Origin of the sequence: Roseateles oligotrophus, from assembly GCF_025717515.1 — a bacterium.
GTDB lineage: Bacteria > Pseudomonadota > Gammaproteobacteria > Burkholderiales > Burkholderiaceae_C > Paucibacter_A > Paucibacter_A oligotrophus.
Map to the genome: position 1 here is coordinate 67673 of NZ_JAJIRN010000008.1, position 15289 is coordinate 82961.

Here is a 15289-nt window from a genome sequence, read left to right on the forward strand (position 1 = left end):
ATGAGTCAAGAAGACAAACCGCTGGCCCCGCCCGCAACGCCAGCGATAGCGCTGTGCTCGTCGGAAGAGTTGCTGGAGCGCGGCCGCGCCCATAGCTTTGATGTGCTGCAATGCCGCCAGCCGGCGCGCGCTTTTGCGCTGCGTTTCGAGGGTCAGGTGGTCGCCTACCTGAACCGCTGCGCCCATGTGCCGACCGAGATGGACTGGCAAGAGGGCGAGTTCCTTGACGGCGACAAGCAATTCATCATGTGCTCGATTCACGGCGCGGTCTATGACCCGCTGACTGGCCGTTGCGTGACCGGCATGTGCGGGCGCATCGGGCTGACCAAGATCGAAGTGCAGGAACGCGAGGGTCAGGTCTATTGGTATCCTAGCCGCGACACCAAACCGGCGTTTGAAGACTGAAGCCCCAAACAGAATTAGAAAAATGAATAACTCATTCGACGATCTCCCCAAGCCCATCCATGACCCGCAAGCAGATGTGACGGCTCAAGTGGCCAGCAGCGAGTCGGCCCGCGCCGGTGCCAGCGCCGCAGGCTACGAGCCCTTGCTGGCTCAATTCGCCCGCGAATACCTGCTGGACAAACGCAACGAACGGCGCTGGAAGCTGTTTTTCCGCCTGATCTGGCTGACGCTGATTGCGGTGATGGCCTGGTCGCTGTTTTCGCAACGCCACCATATGCAGAACCCGAATGCACCTCACACCGCCCTGGTCGAGGTGCGTGGCGAGATTGCCGCCGACACCGAGGCCAGCGCGGAGTTGCTGCTATCCGCCCTGAAGAGCGCGTTCGAGGACAGTGGCTCGCAGGCGATTGTCTTGCGCATCAATTCACCCGGCGGCAGCCCGGTGCAGGCTGGCATCGTCTACGACGAAATCAAGCGGCTCAAGCTCAAGCATGGCAAGAAGGTCTATGCCGTGGTCGAGGAAATGTGCGCCTCGGGTGCCTATTACATCGCGGCGGCGGCCGACGAGATCTATGTCGACAAGGCTTCGGTGGTCGGCTCGATCGGCGTCTTGATGGACGGCTTCGGCTTTACCGAGTTGATGGGCAAGCTCGGCGTCGAGCGTCGCCTGCTGACCGCCGGCGCCAACAAGGGCATGCTGGACCCCTTCACCCCGGTGAGCCCGAAGCAGCAGGCCTTCGCCCAGGCGATGCTGGATCAAATCCATCAGCAATTCATCGCCGTGGTGCGCGAGGGCCGCGGCAAGCGCCTGAAAGAAACGCCGGAGATCTTCTCTGGCTTGTTCTGGAACGGCGAGCAGGCGATCACGCTCGGCCTAGCCGACCATTACGGCAATCTGGACTTTGTCGCCCGCGAGGTCGTCAAGGCCGAAGAGGTGATCGACTACACGCCGCGCGACAACGTCGCCGAGCGCCTGGCCAAGCGTTTTGGCGCCGCGATGGGCGAGGGCGCGATCAAAGCGGTACGCAATCTCGCGCCCATCCGCTAGAGCCCGCCCGCAGCAGTTTTGTTTTTCTTCTTGAATTGAGTGTTTCATCATGCCCGTCAATCTCAGCGCACCCGATCCCGCCTCTTTGTTTGCCGTGCCCGGCGTTCGCCTCGGTGTCACGATGGCCGGCATACGCAAGGCCGATCGGCGTGACCTCAGCGTGATCGAGTTGGTCGAGGGCGCCAGCGTTGCCGGCGTCTTCACCAGCAACCGCTTTTGCGCCGCACCGGTGCAACTCTGCCGCCAGCATCTGGCCGCTGGGCAAGCGATTCGCGCGATCCTGGTCAACACCGGCAATGCCAACGCCGGCACCGGCGCCGATGGCCTGGCGCGGGCGCAGCAGAGTTGTGAAGCGCTGGCTGGTTTGATGGGAGTGCGCCCTGAGCAGATCCTGCCGTTTTCGACCGGCGTGATCATGGAAACCCTGCCGGTCGATCGCATCATTGCAGGCTTGCCCGCAGCCCTTAAAGCCTTGAGCGCGGACGCTTGGGGGCAGGCCGCCTTGGGCATCATGACCACCGACACGGTCCCGAAGGCTGCGTCGCGCCGGATTCAGATCCAAGGCCAAACGGTCACGCTTACCGGCATCAGCAAGGGCGCCGGCATGATCCGCCCGAATATGGCGACGATGCTGGGCTATGTGGCGACCGATGCTCACATCAATCCGGCCCTGATGCAGGCGCTGGTGACAGAAGCCGCTGACGCCTCATTCAACCGCATCACGATAGACGGCGACACCTCCACCAACGACTCCTTCGTGTTGGTCGCCACCCATCAAGCCAAGCATGCCCGCATTGAGTCGCTGGACTCGACCGAGGGCCAAGTCTTGCGCGCGGCGCTGGTCGATCTGTCGCAGCAGTTGGCGCAGGCCATCGTGCGTGACGGCGAAGGCGCGACCAAGTTCATCACCATCGTCGTCGAGAGTGGCCGCGACGAGGCGGAATGCAAGCAGGCGGCCTATGCGATTGCGCATTCACCGCTGGTCAAGACGGCCTTCTTCGCCAGCGACCCCAACCTGGGCCGCATCCTGGCGGCGGTCGGTTATGCCGGCATCAATGATCTCGACCAGACCTTGATCGATATGCATCTGGACGAAGTGCTGGTGGTACAGGCCGGCGGGCGCCACCCGGCTTACCGCGAGGAAGACGGCTCCCGCGTGATGAAGCAGGCCGAGATCACCGTGCGCGTCAGCCTGAACCGTGGCGCGGCCAAGGCCACCGTGTGGACCTGTGATTTGAGCCACGACTACGTCAGCATCAACGCCGATTACCGCTCGTAAATCAGCGGTCCTAAAAATCCACCGCCCGCGTGCGCATGCCGCGCGCGATCAAGGTGGCGTTGATCAACTGCGCTTCCTCGCGGCTGGCAAAGGGCCAGACCGCAGGGCGATAGCCTTCGGGCGTTTGAAACACCTGCGCTTGCAGCGCGGCGCCGCCCGCACCGCCTTGCGCCGGCGACAGCATCGCGCGCATGCGGGCCAGCGTGGCTTCGGCGTCGGCTTTGTTGGCGCTGACCGGCCCGACCAGGGCAACCACGGGTTTGTTGACCAAGCTCGAGGCCTTGGCGATGGCTTTGCTGCTTGGAGGCGGTTCTTTGGGCGCAGTGGAAATGGCGGCAGCAGTAGTGGCGGCTGAGGGCGCGGGAGCGTTAGCCCCTTCGGATGACAGCTTGGGCTTGCTGGCATGAGCCAAAGCCGACTTAGCCTTGGGTTTTGGCGGCTCCTCTTGAATCGGCTCTGGCTTGGCGCTCAGGTCCACGACGGTCTTTTTGTCTTCAGGCTTTTTGTCGGCCTTTTTGACCTCTTCCGGCTCGGTCTGCTCCTGTTTGGGCGGCGCACCCAGCGGCGGCGCGGTGCGGCCCGGAATCGGTTTGATGAACATCGGCCGGATATCCGGCCGCGGCACAGGCTTGTCTTCGGCCTGCTCCGCTTCTTTGCTTGCTTCACGGGCCGCTGCGGCGGAGGCCTGCAAGGATATTGCGCTCGGGATAGGCGTTAGCGGAAGGCTCGCACTGGCTACTGCTTCCGGCATCGCGGCCGAGGCAGTCGGCGTCGGCACGTGGCTGGCCGCCTCGGTGCTTGGCGCAGGCGTCGAAGCAGGCCCAGAAGCTGCGGGTGTGGAAACTGCGGAAGCCGCTGAAGCTGCGGCTGCGGAAGCTGCAGGGGTGGCCGCCGCAGCCGACTCAGCCTTCTTGGCTTGAGGTAGCAGCAAGGCCGCACCCGCGCCCAATACAGCCAGCAGCAAAAGTGCCACCAAACCCAAGCGCCTCGGGCTATAGCAACGCCGCCCGGTGATGGCCGGTTGGCGGCCGCGCCCGAGCAAGATGCGGCTGCGTGAGCGTCCCGCATCGATGGCGGCACTCATCAAATAGAGTTCGAAGGGCCAAGCTCCACTGCTCGACCCACTAGCCGCGCCGCTTTTTTCCATCAGCGCTTCGTCGATCGGAACTATGCGCTGCGGCCAAGTCGCGTCGCCGGGTTGGCTGGTGTAGCCATGGGCCTGCGCGAATGCGGCGATGCTCCGAGGCGATAGGTGGCTGACGAAACGCTCGCTGAAGACCGGCCATGACTTTGCCTCGGCAGCCGCGTCTTTCTTTTTGCCCTTGCCGCGCCAGAATGCCAGTCGGCCCAGCAAGGCGCGCCAGGCCGGCTCGCCCTGGTCAGGCAAGGGCTCCTGATCGGCGAGCGCATCGAGATGGGCTGCATTCGGGTTGACGGCAATCGTCAGCCCCTCTTCATCCCAGGCCGCCGCCAGGCTTTCGGCCGAAATTTCGTCGGTCAATACCGGTTCGACCTTGCCTCTGGCGCCGGCTTGACGAGCGGCCGCGTCGGCCTGCGCGTTACGCATGAACGGCAGAGCCACGACCCCAATCGTATGGACGTCGTAAATGGTGATTCGTTTTGCCAGTGGATGGCGGTTATGCCATGCCACTACCTGCTCGGCCAATCGATCCATGGATGCGGGGCTTTGGGCTAGAAGAACGGGCTACAAAAAAAGGAATTGCGGGAATCATTGATCGCCAGGGTGCGGCCGATCAATTCGCGGACCCTGGCATGGTGCCTGAACTCTAAGCCTTGCGGCAGCGTCGAGGCGCTATTTGAACGCTGGAAAAGAAGGAGAAAAACAAATGCCGGGTTGATCCGGGCCAGTTCGAGTGACGCGGCCGCCCGCGCCGGCTATGCGTCGGCTTCCCGCGCTATGCGCTGCGGCTTGGTATGCGACTTGGCACGCGGCTTGCTGTGGTTTCTGTAAATGAAAACAATGCCCTCACACGCTCCACACCTCGATGCGCCACGGTCGGCCTTGGATGCTTTTGGCTATGCCTGCCTGACGGTGGCGGAAGCAGACGGGCGCTGTCTTTGGCGAACCGCGCTGGCGCGGCGTTTGATGGCCGAGTACTTCGTCGGCACTCATTTCGAGAGGGGGTATTTGCCGCCCGAGTTGCTCTTGTGGCTGCACCGCGAGGCGCTGCGCCGGCGCGTCGGTGCTCCGCCTGTGGATCTGACGGTGCTGGAGCAGACGCCGAGTCGCTTCAACCCGACCTTGGCCGCTCGTCGCCCGGTAGCCGGCGCGCCGAAAAGGCGCCTGAGCTTCAGGCTGCACGAGGTGGATTCGGAGGCCTTGGGCGAAGGCGAATGGTTGATTGTGATGAGCGATGACTGATCGGCGCATCGGCCGCAGGAATCTGCAATGCACCGATTTGGGGGCTGTTATGGTTGCGTTTCGACCTTCTTTGGTGCGAGGGGCGACGCAGACAAGGTGATGGCGGTCACTCGCGCGACAGCAAAACCCTTGCCATGGCCCGATGATTGGGTGCATGGGAATTCTCTATCTTGTCCGCCATGGTCAGGCCTCCTTGGGGGCCGCTGACTACGACCAGCTTAGCCCCGTTGGCGAGCGTCAATGCCAGGCGTTAGGCGCGTACTGGCGTTCCCGCGGGCTGCGCTTTGATGCGGTCTTGAGTGGGGGCTTGCGTCGCCATGTGCAATCCTTGGCCGGCATCGCGGCGGGTTTGTCTCAGCCCGACCTGCCCGCCGTGCAGCTTCGGCCCGGCTTGAATGAGTACGACAGCGAGGCCTTGATTCGCAGCGTGTACAGCGGCGATCTGGCTCGGCCGGTCGACGCCGAGTCGGCCCGGCAGCACTTTCGACTCTTGCGCGCAGGCTTGCGGGCTTGGATGGCCGGGCAGTCGCAGCCACAAGGGATGGCCAGTTATGCCGAATTTTCGGCCGGTGTAGCGGCTGCATTGGCCCATGTGCGCGAGCAATGCGAGGGTCATGTCTTGCTGGTGTCCAGCGGCGGGCCAATTTCCACCGCAATTGGTCAGCTTTTGCAAGCCTCCAGCGAGGCCGTCATCGACCTGAACCTGCGCATTCGCAACAGCGCGGTGACCGAGTTCAGCTTCAATCCGAAACGCCATGCCATGCTGACCTTCAATGTATTGCCGCACCTGAACTCGCCCGACCAGGCCGGCATGGTGACTTCGGCTTGACGCCGATTCAAGGCTTGTCGGCTTCCGTCAGCTCTCGCACCAAGCGGAAACCGAGCAAGGTGTAGCGCGAGCTCTCGGAGTTGATGTTGCGATAGCTGGCGCGGGCGTAAAACGGCCAGGTGTGCCAGGAGCCGCCGCGCCGTACGCGCACCTCGCCGTCGATCGGCCCTTGTGGGTCAACGGGGGGTGAGTTGGCGTAATAGTCATCGCCATGCCAGTCCGACACCCATTCCCAGGCATTGCCATGCATGTCGAACAGGCCCCAGGCGTTGGGCGCGAAGCTGCCCACCGGTGAGGTGAAGGCGTAGCCGTCATGGCCGCTCAGGGCCATGTCCTTCCAGCGCGGCCAGTTGACCGCGCTGTCGGCGTCAAACACATTGGCCACCTTGAGCAGCGAGGCCGGATCATCACCCGAGTGGTAGCGCGTGCGCGTGCCGGCGCGGGCCGCGTATTCCCATTCGGCCTCGGTCGGCAGGCGGTAGCGTTTGCCTTCAAGCTTGCTCAACCATTGCGCGAACGCCAGCGCATCGGCATAAGTGATGTTGACGACCGGGTGGGCATCGGTCTGCGCGAAGCCGGGGTTCAGCCAGGAGTAGCGCAGGTCGCGGCCCTCGAACGCGTCGCCGCGTGCGGTCTTGCTGGGGTCGTAGTCTTTACGGTAACCATAGCCGCCAGTGCCGTCTTTGATCGATTCGGGCACGAAGCCGCTGGCCTCAACAAACTTGCGAAACTGGCCCACCGTCACTTCATGTGCGCCGATAAAGAAGTCCCGGCTGATCTGCACGCGGTGCGCCGGCGCTTCATCTTGCAGTTTGTGAAAGCGCTCGGCCGGCAATTGCGGATAGGCCTTGGCCAGGCTGGCGGGCGATTCTTCGCTGCCCATGATGAACTCGCCCGCCGTGATGCGCATCAGGCGCATGCCTATGCTGTTGACGGCGGGTTCGGCCGAGGTTTTTGCCTCGGCAGCTTGCGCAGCGACAGAAAAAACCAATAGCTGAGCGGTCAAGGCATAGATGTGAATGGATTTCATGTCGCGATCCTAAACCGGTCGCGAAAAACTGCCTCCGCAAGCCAAATTGTCAGCGCGGGTGTACAGCGGTAACAGTCCGTTAGCGGCTCGCCTCGAACCTTCAATCACGGCTGACAATCGCGCCCATTCAAAGAGGCAATGAAATGAAGCTCGCTAAAAATGGCAACATCCCTTGGTCTATTTTGTGGGCCTTGAGCTTGGCCGCCCAGGGCTTTGCCCATGGCTATATCAACCCGCCGGATTCGCCCCAATTGCCCCGGCCAGCGCATGCTATTGCGGTTTGACAAGGCGAATCAACTGCCTGTCGCCTGGCCGCGCCACCCAGCTTGCGGCGTCCCTATGATGGGCGACGACCCAAAAGTCGGGGCCCAACGGCCCTGCCAACATTGACCATGAACTTCCTGCTCTGGCTGATTCTGCTGATCCTGTGCTGGCCCCTGGCCTTGCTCGCGCTGCTGCTATGGCCCATCGTCTGGCTGTTGAGCCTGCCTTTCAGGCTGATCGGCATCAGCGTGGATGCCTTGTTCGAGCTGCTGAGCGCGCTTTTGCACTTGCCGGCGCGGCTGCTGGGCGCGAGAGGCGGCAAGCGCTGATCAGATCTTGATCTCAAGCCGCAGCGCCCATTGCGTGTAGCTGGCGCCGCTCGAATGGGTCGTCACTTGACTGTCAGGCGTCAGCGTGAAGCTGGCGTTGCTGTAGTCCAGCGGCGCCAGATTGCTGGCCGACAGCCGCAATGAGGTCTGTTGATTGACGTTCCAGAGCGCAAAGGCATCCGCTACCAGTTTGCGGCTGGTGCTGGCCTCGGTCAGCAGGGTTTGCTGCACGGTGTTGGCCGGCGTCCAGTTGATGCTGGCGCCTACGCTCAGCGGCAGGCTGCGCAAGCGGTAGTCAGCGCCGAGGTTGGCGGTGGCGCTTGGTTGCTGATCAAGCTTGTTGTTAGGGCCGGGGATGCCGTCCACAGACGAGCGGAACAGGCTCAGATTGCTGCGCAACTGCACCGGCCAGGCTTCGTTGAAAAATTCGTCAAGGCGGAACTTTGCCTCCAGTTCCAGGCCATAGGTGGTCGCCTTGCCGATGTTCTGCGGCTGCGACACCCAGCGCGGCACTTCCGCCCAGCCGACATTCTGCAGCGAGGTGACGTTGCGCATCAGATCGTTGATGCGGCGCACAAAGGCGCTGACGCTGAGAATGCCGCCCTTGCTCAGGTAGTTTTCATAGGCAAGGTCGATGCCGGTGGCCAGCTCGGGGCGCAGATTCGGGTTGCCCGAGCGGTCGGCGTGGTCAACGGTGTTGGGTCCACAAGGCTGGTTGCTGGGGCAGGGATATTGCGAGTTGATCGACGGCTGGGCGATCAGGTCTTGCAGATTGGGGCTGCGGTAGCTGCGGGTCAGGCTGGCGCGGAGTTGGTCGCGGCTCTTCTCATCAAATTTCCAAACGCCATGCAAGAGCGGTGTCCAGACGCTGGAGCGGTTGCTGACGGCATAGGCGGCCGACTGGCTCTTGGTGCTGATCGACTCGCCGCGCAGGCCGGCATAGAAAGACCACTGCTTGCCGACGCTCCATTCATCCTGCGCATAGGCGGCGATGCGCTGGGTGCTGGCCGAGAGCTCGTCGCCGAACTCCAACTGGCTGCGGCAGCTCAGGCCGTCTTGCAGGCAGGTCTTGGTCTGATTGCGCTGCGTGCCTTCGCCTTCCAGACCGCCGACCAGGCTGTGCTCATTCTCCAATTGGTGTGAATACTTGCCATTGAGGCTCCAGCTGCGATCGCGGCTGTCGCTGTGATCGGATTGCTCGCGCACGGCTTGACCGGCCCCCCCCCGAAATTGCTGTTGCTCCGTGTGGCCCTTGCCATGGGCTTGGCCCAAGCCCGCTCGCAAATCCAAACGGCTGGCATCGTCAAGCTGCTTTTGCCATTGCGTGTTCAGGCGCGCCATCTCATTCCGGTTGTCGGTATGGCTTTGGGCGCGGTCGTAGTAGTAGCTGCCGTCGGTGGGCAAGGGCTCGCGGGTGAGCGTGGAGTGACTGTCGCTGCTATTGCGCGAGGCGACGGCAAAGGGTTGCAGATTGAAGGTCTCGCCGTCGCCCAAGCGCCATTGCAACTTCGCACTCAAGTTCAAGGCCTGGCGCTGGCCGCTGGTTTGCGCCTTGGTCAGCAAACTGCTTTGCGCCTGGGTATGCAGCTTACGGCTTATGTTGACGGTATCGAGATCATCAAGCGTGTCGGCCTGCTGCACATTGACGCTCAGGTTGTAGGCGCCGCCCTGTTCGTCCAGCTTGTCGCTGCGGGTCCAGCCGGCGTTGGGGCGAAGCTGGCCGCGCTCCGAGGCAAGGCCCAGGCGCAGATCGTTAAGGCGCTTGGCCAAGGCTTCGCGCAGCACCACATTGATGGTGCCGGCCACCGCGCGGGCGCCGTATTCGGCCGTCGGCGCGCGCATCACCTCGATGCGCTCGACTTGCTCGGGCGGCAATTGGTCGAGCGAAAAGCCCGGCGACATGCGCTCGCCGTTGACGAGAATCTGCGTGTAGCCGCCGCCCATGCCGCGCATGCGGATGTCGCCGCCCCGGCCGGGCCGGCCACCTGTGGTCACACCCGGCAGGCGCTTGAGCACCTCGCCGACGGTGGCGTCGCCAAAACGTTCGATCTCTTCGCGGCCGATGATGATTTTTGACGCAGTGGAGGACCGCCGTGCCGCGTCATCGCTGGCATTGCCGCTGACTTCGACGCGATCCAGTTGTTCTGCCTTGGAAGTGGATTTTCCTGGCTTGGGGGCACTGGCTGCGGAGGCGGGAGAGGGCGGCGCCTCGGGGTTGCTTTGCGCAAACACCGTGCTCGAAACAAGCAAAGGGACTAGGTAGGCAAGGCGAAAACTGGATGAATACATATTGGGTAGAAGACGGATTCGTGTCGACAGGTGGGGCAGAGCCTGCGGCGGCGAAAACTCAAATTACCCTGGGGCGCAAGCATCTCACGCCAGGTCCATATTTTTGGCTGAAAGGCCGCTGGTTTTAACTTCTTTACCAAAGCAGACCGCGGCCTGCGGCTCAATCTGGGGCAAAGAAATAGACCTCGGCAATCAGCCCGTCACGGCAACGGTAGACGACCGCCACCTGCTGCGGCACATCTGCGCGGCCATGCACGATTTCATGGTCGATGACCGTGTTGCCCATCGCGATGCGTTGGGCGATCTCGGCCTGCACCTGCGGCTGCGCAAACGGCCCGCTGCGGTAGCTTTCGCGAAAGGCTTCGCGCCCGACCAAGCGGGGGGCGTCGGCCGGCATGCGCCACACCTTCACATCCTCGCTATAGCAGGCTACAAAGGCGTCAAGATCTTTGGCGTTATAGGCCTGCAGTTGGTCTTGGGCTAACTCGGTCGGTGTGCGGTTCATGGACGTTCTCATTGGCTCAAAGAGGGCGCAGTTTCGCATGCGCCCGTTTTGAGGCTCAGTCGCCGCGTTTGGCCCGCACCGCAGCATTGCCGATGCGCCCCCAGATCTTGCGAGCCGCCAGTTGCTCGCGCTTGTCTAGATGAGTCATCTGATCGCGAGCCGCCTCTCGCTGCAGTTTTTGAAAGCTCTTGAGCCTGGCCGGACTGAGCGCCTCGCGCACCGCGCAGCCGGGTTCACCTTGATGCGAGCAGTTCCTGAATTTGCACTCGGCCGCCAGTTCTCCGACATCATCAAAAGCCAGCCTCAGCGTGGCTACATCGGCATCCAGCTGCAGGCTGCGCAGGCCCGGTGTGTCGATGATGCAGGCGCCGCCGACGCAGCGTTTGAGGCTGCGCGAGGTGGTCGTATGGCGGCCGCGGCTGTCGTCCTCGCGCACCCCACCCACCAGTTGCAGCTCGGCCTGACAGAGCGTGTTGGTCAAGGTGGACTTGCCGGCCCCGCTGGAGCCCAAAAGCACCAGGGTTTGGCCCAGGCCCAGCCAGGGCGAGAGCTGAGTCCGGGCGCTGTCCGCGTTGCCGTCGACGGCCAGGATGTCCAGCAGGCCACCGCGGCTGCGGCCCAAATGCTCACGCACCTCGGCAATCTTGGCCGATGCGTCCGCGCACAGGTCGGCCTTGCTCAAGACGATCAGGGCGGGCACGCCGGCGGAATGAGTTAGCACCAGATAGCGGTCAAGACGCGCGAGTTTGAAGTCATGGTCCAGGCCCATCACCAAGACGGCGAGATCGACATTGCTGACCAGCGCTTGGCGGCGCCCCTCGGGATCACGCCGGGTCAAGGTGTTCAGTGGGGTGGCGCGGGCGTGGATCCAATGATCACCGAAGCTGTTGCGCCGCGTCAGCACCCAGTCGCCGACACAGAGGTTCTCGCCGCTGGCGTGCAGCGTTTGCGTCAGCGCGGGCAAGGCGCGGGCCTGGACGGAAGAGGCGTCACCCGCTTGCAGCCCGAAGGCATCACGGTGTACCTCCGTCAGTCGCCAGAGCCGAGCGTCGTCGCTCCAGTCCAGCGCTGCGAGTGCGGGTCTTAAGGTGGAAAAGTTGAGTCCGAGTGAGTGCAGTGTGTTGAGTGAATGTGCTTCTAAGTTGAGCATGATGGGTTTGCAGACGAACGTATCCAGCCGGTCTGCGTTCAAAACGAAACAGACCGGCAATGACCGCTGACCAGGGGCCAAGCGGGGCAGGGGATGCGAAGCGTCGGCCGCAAGCGAACTTGGCAGTTCGGGCGGCAGCAACTCAGGCTTGCTTGATGACGAGCTAGTGAAGCAGCTGGGTCGCCATCAAAGGCGCTGCTGCTTCAACCATTCAAACAATCAATCAGGCAGTGGCGAGCGCCTGCTGCAGGAGCGCGGCGGCCGACGACGAGAGGGCAATATCGAATTTAGCCATGCTGTGCTCCTTATAGAGTTGATGAAGGAAGCGGGCGAGTGTGCCTGCGCGGCCGGGCCTGGGTCAAGTTCCGCAAGCGGAATCGTGAGCGGCAAGCAACATGGCAATCAAGAAAGTGGCCGCCACAAAAGCAAAGGGCCACGACCTTGCGGTTTGTGGCCCTTCTGACTTCCGGACACCATCGTTAAAGATGGCGACGGTTTTCTTGGCACTGGTGACGGGTTCCAGAACTCTGCCCAATCTGCAGCCGGTTCTTGCCTTGAATGAACGCTATTGTGCAGCTCATTTGTGACAGCGCTTTGACGAAAAGCAAAGAAAAAGCAGCTCAGTTCAAAATCGCATTCAGCCGACCCTAACGTTTCATCAGGACGCCCGTGCCTTCATGTCACTTCAAGACTTGGCGGGAGCTTGCTCGGCCTTTTTGGCCTCCGCCGCCTGCTTGATGGTGGGGGCCGTTTCGGCCTTTGCTGCCGGCGCAGCAGCAGGCGTTGCCGTCGGGGCGGCGCTTGTTGTTGTCGCAGGCTTGCTGTCGGCCTTGTGCTTGCTGCCATGCTTGGCCTTGTGCCCGGCTTCATGTCCGGCCATTGTGTTGGCTGGGGCAGGGGTCGCCGTTGCCGTTGCCGCTGTTGGGGCCGTCGGGGTTGCCACCGCAGCCGGCGCGCTTGGAGTTGCCGCAGCGGCGGTCTTGGCTACGCCTGTCGGAGCGGCGGTCGCGCCGGTTTGAGCGAATGCAGCGCTAACTGTGAAAGCCAGCAGAGCAGGGATCATTGCGTTCTTCAGTGCGGTCTTCATCAGGATTTCTCCAAGGGTTGCGAAAGGTATGGGTTCAACGACAGCCCTAAGCCCAGGGTTGACCCTGGGATGGCGGTGTTGCAAAGCGTTACAAACAGTTGATCTGTGTGCTTTCAGCGACGCCAGTAGTCATGCAGTAGGCGCAAGTCGATTGACAATGGGGCGAAACATCCAGAGAGCCCGCCATGACGCATTCCTTCAACTGGAACAAGAGTTACGCCAGCGTGCGCAGCCCGCTGTTCGCCCGCAATGTGGTGTCGACCTCGCACCCGCTGGCCGCACAAGCCGGGCTGCGCATCTTGGCGCAGGGCGGCAATGCGGTCGACGCGGCGATCGCCACCGCCGCCTGCATGACCCTGGTCGAACCCTGCAGCAATGGGCTGGGCTCGGATGCCTTTTGTATTCTGTGGGACGGCACGCGACTGCATGGCCTGAACGCCTCCGGCACCGCTCCGGCCGCCTGGACGCCCGAACATTTCTTCAAGACCTATGGCCACGATATCAAGGCGCCGCCGAAGCGCGGCTGGGGCGGGGTGACGGTGCCGGGTGCGGTGGCCGGCTGGGTCGCTCTGAGCGAGCGATTCGGCAAGCTGCCGTTTGCTGACTTGATGGCGCCGGCGATCGAGATTGCCGAGCGCGGCTATGCGGTGCCAGTGATCGTGCGGAGCAAATGGGCGATGGCGGCGGCCTTGTCCGAGTTGACCGAGCAGCCGGGTTTTGCTCAGGCATTTCTGCCGCGCGGCCGCGCGCCCGAGGTTGGCGAGTTGTTCAAATTTCCGGATGCGGCGCGAACCTTGCGTTTGATTGCTCAAACCAAGGGCGAGGCCTTTTATCGCGGCGAGGTGGCGCAGGCGGTGCAAAAGTTCGCCCGCGAAACCGGCGGCGCGATGACGGCGGCCGACTTTGCCGACTACAAGCCCGAGTGGGTGGAGACTATCTCGCAAAGCTATGCCGGCCATGAGCTGCACGAGATTCCGCCCAATGGCCAGGGGCTGGCGGCCCTGATCGCGCTGGGCATTCTCAAGCATCTCGATCTGCCCGGGCAGGCGGGCGACGGCATTGATGGGGTGCGGGCGCAGCATATGCAGATCGAGGCGATGAAGCTGGCATTCGCTGACGTATATCGTTACGTCGGCGACCCGCGCAGCATGGAGGTGACGGTGGCCGAGATGTTGGACCCCGGCTATCTGGCTCAGCGTGCCAAGTTGGTGGACATGAGTCGTGCGCAGGATTTCAAGGCAGGCAACCCGGTCAAGGGCGGCACCATCTATCTCACCACGGCGGACGAGAGCGGCATGATGGTCAGCTTCATCCAGAGCAATTACATGGGCTTTGGTTCCGGCTTGGTGGTGCCTGGTTATGGCGTCTCGCTGCAGAACCGTGGCCATTGCTTCACGCTGCAGGCCGGGCATCCGAATGTGGTCGCGCCGGGCAAGCGCCCCTTCCACACCATCATCCCGGCCTTCTTGACCCGTGACGGTCAGCCGGTGATGAGCTATGGCGTGATGGGCGGCAATATGCAGCCGCAAGGCCATATGCAGACCTTGGTGCGCATGCTGGACTTTGGCCAGCACCCGCAAGCTGCCTGCGACGCGCCACGCTGGCGCTTCAACGAAGGCTTGTCGATCAATGTCGAGCCGCATATGCCGGCGGCGACGATTGATGGCCTGCGTGCCTTGGGGCACCAGATCGGCGACATTCACGACAGCTATCAAGACTTTGGCGCCGGCCAGTTCATTTGGAGGATGGGCGACGCTGGCGTGGAGGGTTATGTGGCGGCCAGCGATCCGCGCCGGGACGGCGCTGCCGTGGGCTTCTAGGCGCATGGTATTGATCGATCAGCTCTCGCTGGGCTGGCAAACCGATCTGATCTTTGCCCGGTTCGACGGCCAAATAAGCGAGCGGGATGATTGCGTGCTGGTGCGCACGCCCGGCAATCCGCGCTTCTATTGGGGCAATTGCCTGATCTTGCCGCAGCCGCCGGACGACGCGGGGCTGGCCTACTGGCTGGGACGCTTCGACGAAGAAGTCGGGCGCTTCACCGCTGAGTCCGGCCATGTGGCGATTGGCTATGACGCCAGCGGGCCGCATCAGCCGCTGCGGGCTTGGGCGGCTGCTGGTTTCGAGATCCATGCCAGCGAGTGCCTGGCCCTGAACTCTGCGCAGCAGCTTGTCGAGCGCAAATCGTTGGCCGTCGGATTCAATTTCCGCGCAATGGATTTGACGCAAGCCGGGGACTTTGTTGCGGTCTTGAATCTGCAGTGCGACAGCGTCGGCCCCCAGGATGGCTTTGAGCCCAGCGGCTACCGGATCTTTCGTGAGCAGCAGTTGCGGCGCTACCGGGCCATGCAACTCGCCGGTTTGGGCCATTGGTTCGGCATCTACCGTGGTCGGCAATTGGTGGCCGACTGCGGACTCTTTAGGCAAGGTGATCTGGGTCGTTTTCAGCATGTCGGTACCCACCCCGAATGGCGACGTCGGGGCCTGTGTACCGTCTTGATCGACCATGTGTTGAGCTACGGCTTCCAGCGTATGAAATTGGCCACGTTGGTGATGTGCGCTGACCCGCACGATGTTGCCATAGACATCTATCGTTCGCTCGGCTTTGCCTCGGTGTCGCGTGCATTTGCGGCGCAGCGTCGGCCCGCCAGAGATGTGCGGCCTTTGCGCTGAATTGGCCGCATATGTCTT

At 62.8% G+C, this 15289-nt stretch carries 16 protein-coding genes; 10 read left to right on the forward strand and 6 right to left on the reverse strand.

Annotated features, from left to right (window positions below; genetic code table 11):
- Genes LNV07_RS17805 through argJ form a run of 3 tightly spaced genes read left to right on the forward strand, consistent with a single transcriptional unit; the run spans position 1 to position 2732 of the window.
- Positions 1 to 405 (forward strand): Rieske (2Fe-2S) protein, encoded by a 405-nt coding sequence (locus LNV07_RS17805; protein WP_263572523.1) that lies wholly within the window; start codon positions 1 to 3, stop codon positions 403 to 405.
- Positions 406 to 427: 22 nt separating this feature from the next.
- Positions 428 to 1453 (forward strand): S49 family peptidase, encoded by a 1026-nt coding sequence (locus LNV07_RS17810; RefSeq protein WP_263572524.1) that lies wholly within the window; start codon positions 428 to 430, stop codon positions 1451 to 1453.
- A 49-nt stretch (positions 1454 to 1502) separates the two neighbouring features.
- Positions 1503 to 2732 (forward strand): bifunctional glutamate N-acetyltransferase/amino-acid acetyltransferase ArgJ, encoded by a 1230-nt coding sequence (gene argJ, locus LNV07_RS17815; protein WP_263572525.1) that lies wholly within the window; start codon positions 1503 to 1505, stop codon positions 2730 to 2732.
- Between the two features lie 10 nt (positions 2733 to 2742).
- On the opposite strand, the gene LNV07_RS17820 is transcribed toward argJ, so the two are convergent.
- Positions 2743 to 4407, reverse strand: coding sequence for a hypothetical protein (locus tag LNV07_RS17820; protein WP_263572526.1), 1665 nt, complete (start codon positions 4405 to 4407; stop codon positions 2743 to 2745).
- Positions 4408 to 4713: 306 nt separating this feature from the next.
- Between LNV07_RS17820 and LNV07_RS17825 the strand changes: the two genes are divergently transcribed.
- The gene (locus LNV07_RS17825; protein WP_263572527.1) at positions 4714 to 5115 is read left to right on the forward strand and encodes a hypothetical protein; all 402 of its coding nucleotides are present in this window, start codon (positions 4714 to 4716) and stop codon (positions 5113 to 5115) included.
- 154 nt (positions 5116 to 5269) lie between these two features.
- Entirely contained in the window at positions 5270 to 5944 is a 675-nt protein-coding gene (locus tag LNV07_RS17830; RefSeq protein ID WP_263572528.1) for a histidine phosphatase family protein, read from the forward strand.
- Positions 5945 to 5951: 7 nt separating this feature from the next.
- Here LNV07_RS17830 and LNV07_RS17835 read toward each other — a convergent pair whose 3' ends face one another.
- The gene (locus LNV07_RS17835; protein ID WP_263572529.1) at positions 5952 to 6974 is read right to left on the reverse strand and encodes a formylglycine-generating enzyme family protein; all 1023 of its coding nucleotides are present in this window, start codon (positions 6972 to 6974) and stop codon (positions 5952 to 5954) included.
- 143 nt (positions 6975 to 7117) lie between these two features.
- Here LNV07_RS17835 and LNV07_RS17840 point away from each other — a divergent pair, with 143 nt between their 5' ends.
- Positions 7118 to 7258, forward strand: coding sequence for a hypothetical protein (locus tag LNV07_RS17840; protein ID WP_263572530.1), 141 nt, complete (start codon positions 7118 to 7120; stop codon positions 7256 to 7258).
- A gap of 108 nt (positions 7259 to 7366) precedes the next feature.
- A complete protein-coding gene (locus LNV07_RS17845) occupies positions 7367 to 7567 on the forward strand; it encodes a hypothetical protein (protein WP_263572531.1) in 201 nt (66 codons plus the stop codon).
- On the opposite strand, the gene LNV07_RS17850 is transcribed toward LNV07_RS17845, so the two are convergent.
- The 3 genes from LNV07_RS17850 to rsgA form a co-directional block, all read right to left on the reverse strand.
- Positions 7568 to 9817 (reverse strand): TonB-dependent receptor plug domain-containing protein, encoded by a 2250-nt coding sequence (locus tag LNV07_RS17850; protein ID WP_263572532.1) that lies wholly within the window; start codon positions 9815 to 9817, stop codon positions 7568 to 7570.
- 199 nt (positions 9818 to 10016) lie between these two features.
- Positions 10017 to 10361, reverse strand: a complete 345-nt coding sequence (locus LNV07_RS17855) for a nuclear transport factor 2 family protein (RefSeq protein ID WP_263572533.1) — start codon at positions 10359 to 10361, stop codon at positions 10017 to 10019.
- A gap of 55 nt (positions 10362 to 10416) precedes the next feature.
- Positions 10417 to 11511, reverse strand: a complete 1095-nt coding sequence (gene rsgA, locus LNV07_RS17860; protein WP_263572534.1) for a ribosome small subunit-dependent GTPase A — start codon at positions 11509 to 11511, stop codon at positions 10417 to 10419.
- A 395-nt stretch (positions 11512 to 11906) separates the two neighbouring features.
- On the opposite strand from rsgA, the gene LNV07_RS17865 reads away from it, so the two are divergent.
- Entirely contained in the window at positions 11907 to 12098 is a 192-nt protein-coding gene (locus LNV07_RS17865) for a hypothetical protein (RefSeq protein ID WP_263572535.1), read from the forward strand.
- A gap of 98 nt (positions 12099 to 12196) precedes the next feature.
- Here the strand turns inward: LNV07_RS17865 and LNV07_RS17870 are convergent, their stop codons facing one another.
- On the reverse strand, positions 12197 to 12598 hold the full coding sequence (locus tag LNV07_RS17870; protein WP_263572536.1) for a hypothetical protein: 402 nt from the start codon (positions 12596 to 12598) through the stop codon (positions 12197 to 12199).
- Positions 12599 to 12783: 185 nt separating this feature from the next.
- Here LNV07_RS17870 and LNV07_RS17875 point away from each other — a divergent pair, with 185 nt between their 5' ends.
- Entirely contained in the window at positions 12784 to 14418 is a 1635-nt protein-coding gene (locus LNV07_RS17875) for a gamma-glutamyltransferase family protein (protein WP_263572537.1), read from the forward strand.
- Positions 14419 to 14422: 4 nt separating this feature from the next.
- Positions 14423 to 15271, forward strand: coding sequence for a GNAT family N-acetyltransferase (locus tag LNV07_RS17880; protein WP_263572538.1), 849 nt, complete (start codon positions 14423 to 14425; stop codon positions 15269 to 15271).
- Positions 15272 to 15289: the final 18 nt, after the last annotated feature.

What these genes read in the sequence shown, in the direction of transcription:
- LNV07_RS17825 (WP_263572527.1), top strand. Translation starts at nt 4,714, where the DNA reads ATGCCCTCACACGCTCCACACCTCGATGCGCCACGGTCGGCCTTGGAT.
- LNV07_RS17805 (WP_263572523.1), top strand. Translation starts at nt 1, where the DNA reads ATGAGTCAAGAAGACAAACCGCTGGCCCCGCCCGCAACGCCAGCGATA.
- LNV07_RS17845 (WP_263572531.1), top strand. Translation starts at nt 7,367, where the DNA reads ATGAACTTCCTGCTCTGGCTGATTCTGCTGATCCTGTGCTGGCCCCTG.
- LNV07_RS17865 (WP_263572535.1), top strand. Translation starts at nt 11,907, where the DNA reads ATGGCAATCAAGAAAGTGGCCGCCACAAAAGCAAAGGGCCACGACCTT.
- rsgA (WP_263572534.1), bottom strand. Translation starts at nt 11,511, where the DNA reads ATGCTCAACTTAGAAGCACATTCACTCAACACACTGCACTCACTCGGA.
- LNV07_RS17880 (WP_263572538.1), top strand. Translation starts at nt 14,423, where the DNA reads ATGGTATTGATCGATCAGCTCTCGCTGGGCTGGCAAACCGATCTGATC.
- argJ (WP_263572525.1), top strand. Translation starts at nt 1,503, where the DNA reads ATGCCCGTCAATCTCAGCGCACCCGATCCCGCCTCTTTGTTTGCCGTG.
- LNV07_RS17875 (WP_263572537.1), top strand. Translation starts at nt 12,784, where the DNA reads ATGACGCATTCCTTCAACTGGAACAAGAGTTACGCCAGCGTGCGCAGC.
- LNV07_RS17820 (WP_263572526.1), bottom strand. Translation starts at nt 4,407, where the DNA reads ATGGATCGATTGGCCGAGCAGGTAGTGGCATGGCATAACCGCCATCCA.
- LNV07_RS17840 (WP_263572530.1), top strand. Translation starts at nt 7,118, where the DNA reads ATGAAGCTCGCTAAAAATGGCAACATCCCTTGGTCTATTTTGTGGGCC.
- LNV07_RS17835 (WP_263572529.1), bottom strand. Translation starts at nt 6,974, where the DNA reads ATGAAATCCATTCACATCTATGCCTTGACCGCTCAGCTATTGGTTTTT.
- LNV07_RS17830 (WP_263572528.1), top strand. Translation starts at nt 5,270, where the DNA reads ATGGGAATTCTCTATCTTGTCCGCCATGGTCAGGCCTCCTTGGGGGCC.
- LNV07_RS17855 (WP_263572533.1), bottom strand. Translation starts at nt 10,361, where the DNA reads ATGAACCGCACACCGACCGAGTTAGCCCAAGACCAACTGCAGGCCTAT.
- LNV07_RS17870 (WP_263572536.1), bottom strand. Translation starts at nt 12,598, where the DNA reads ATGAAGACCGCACTGAAGAACGCAATGATCCCTGCTCTGCTGGCTTTC.
- LNV07_RS17810 (WP_263572524.1), top strand. Translation starts at nt 428, where the DNA reads ATGAATAACTCATTCGACGATCTCCCCAAGCCCATCCATGACCCGCAA.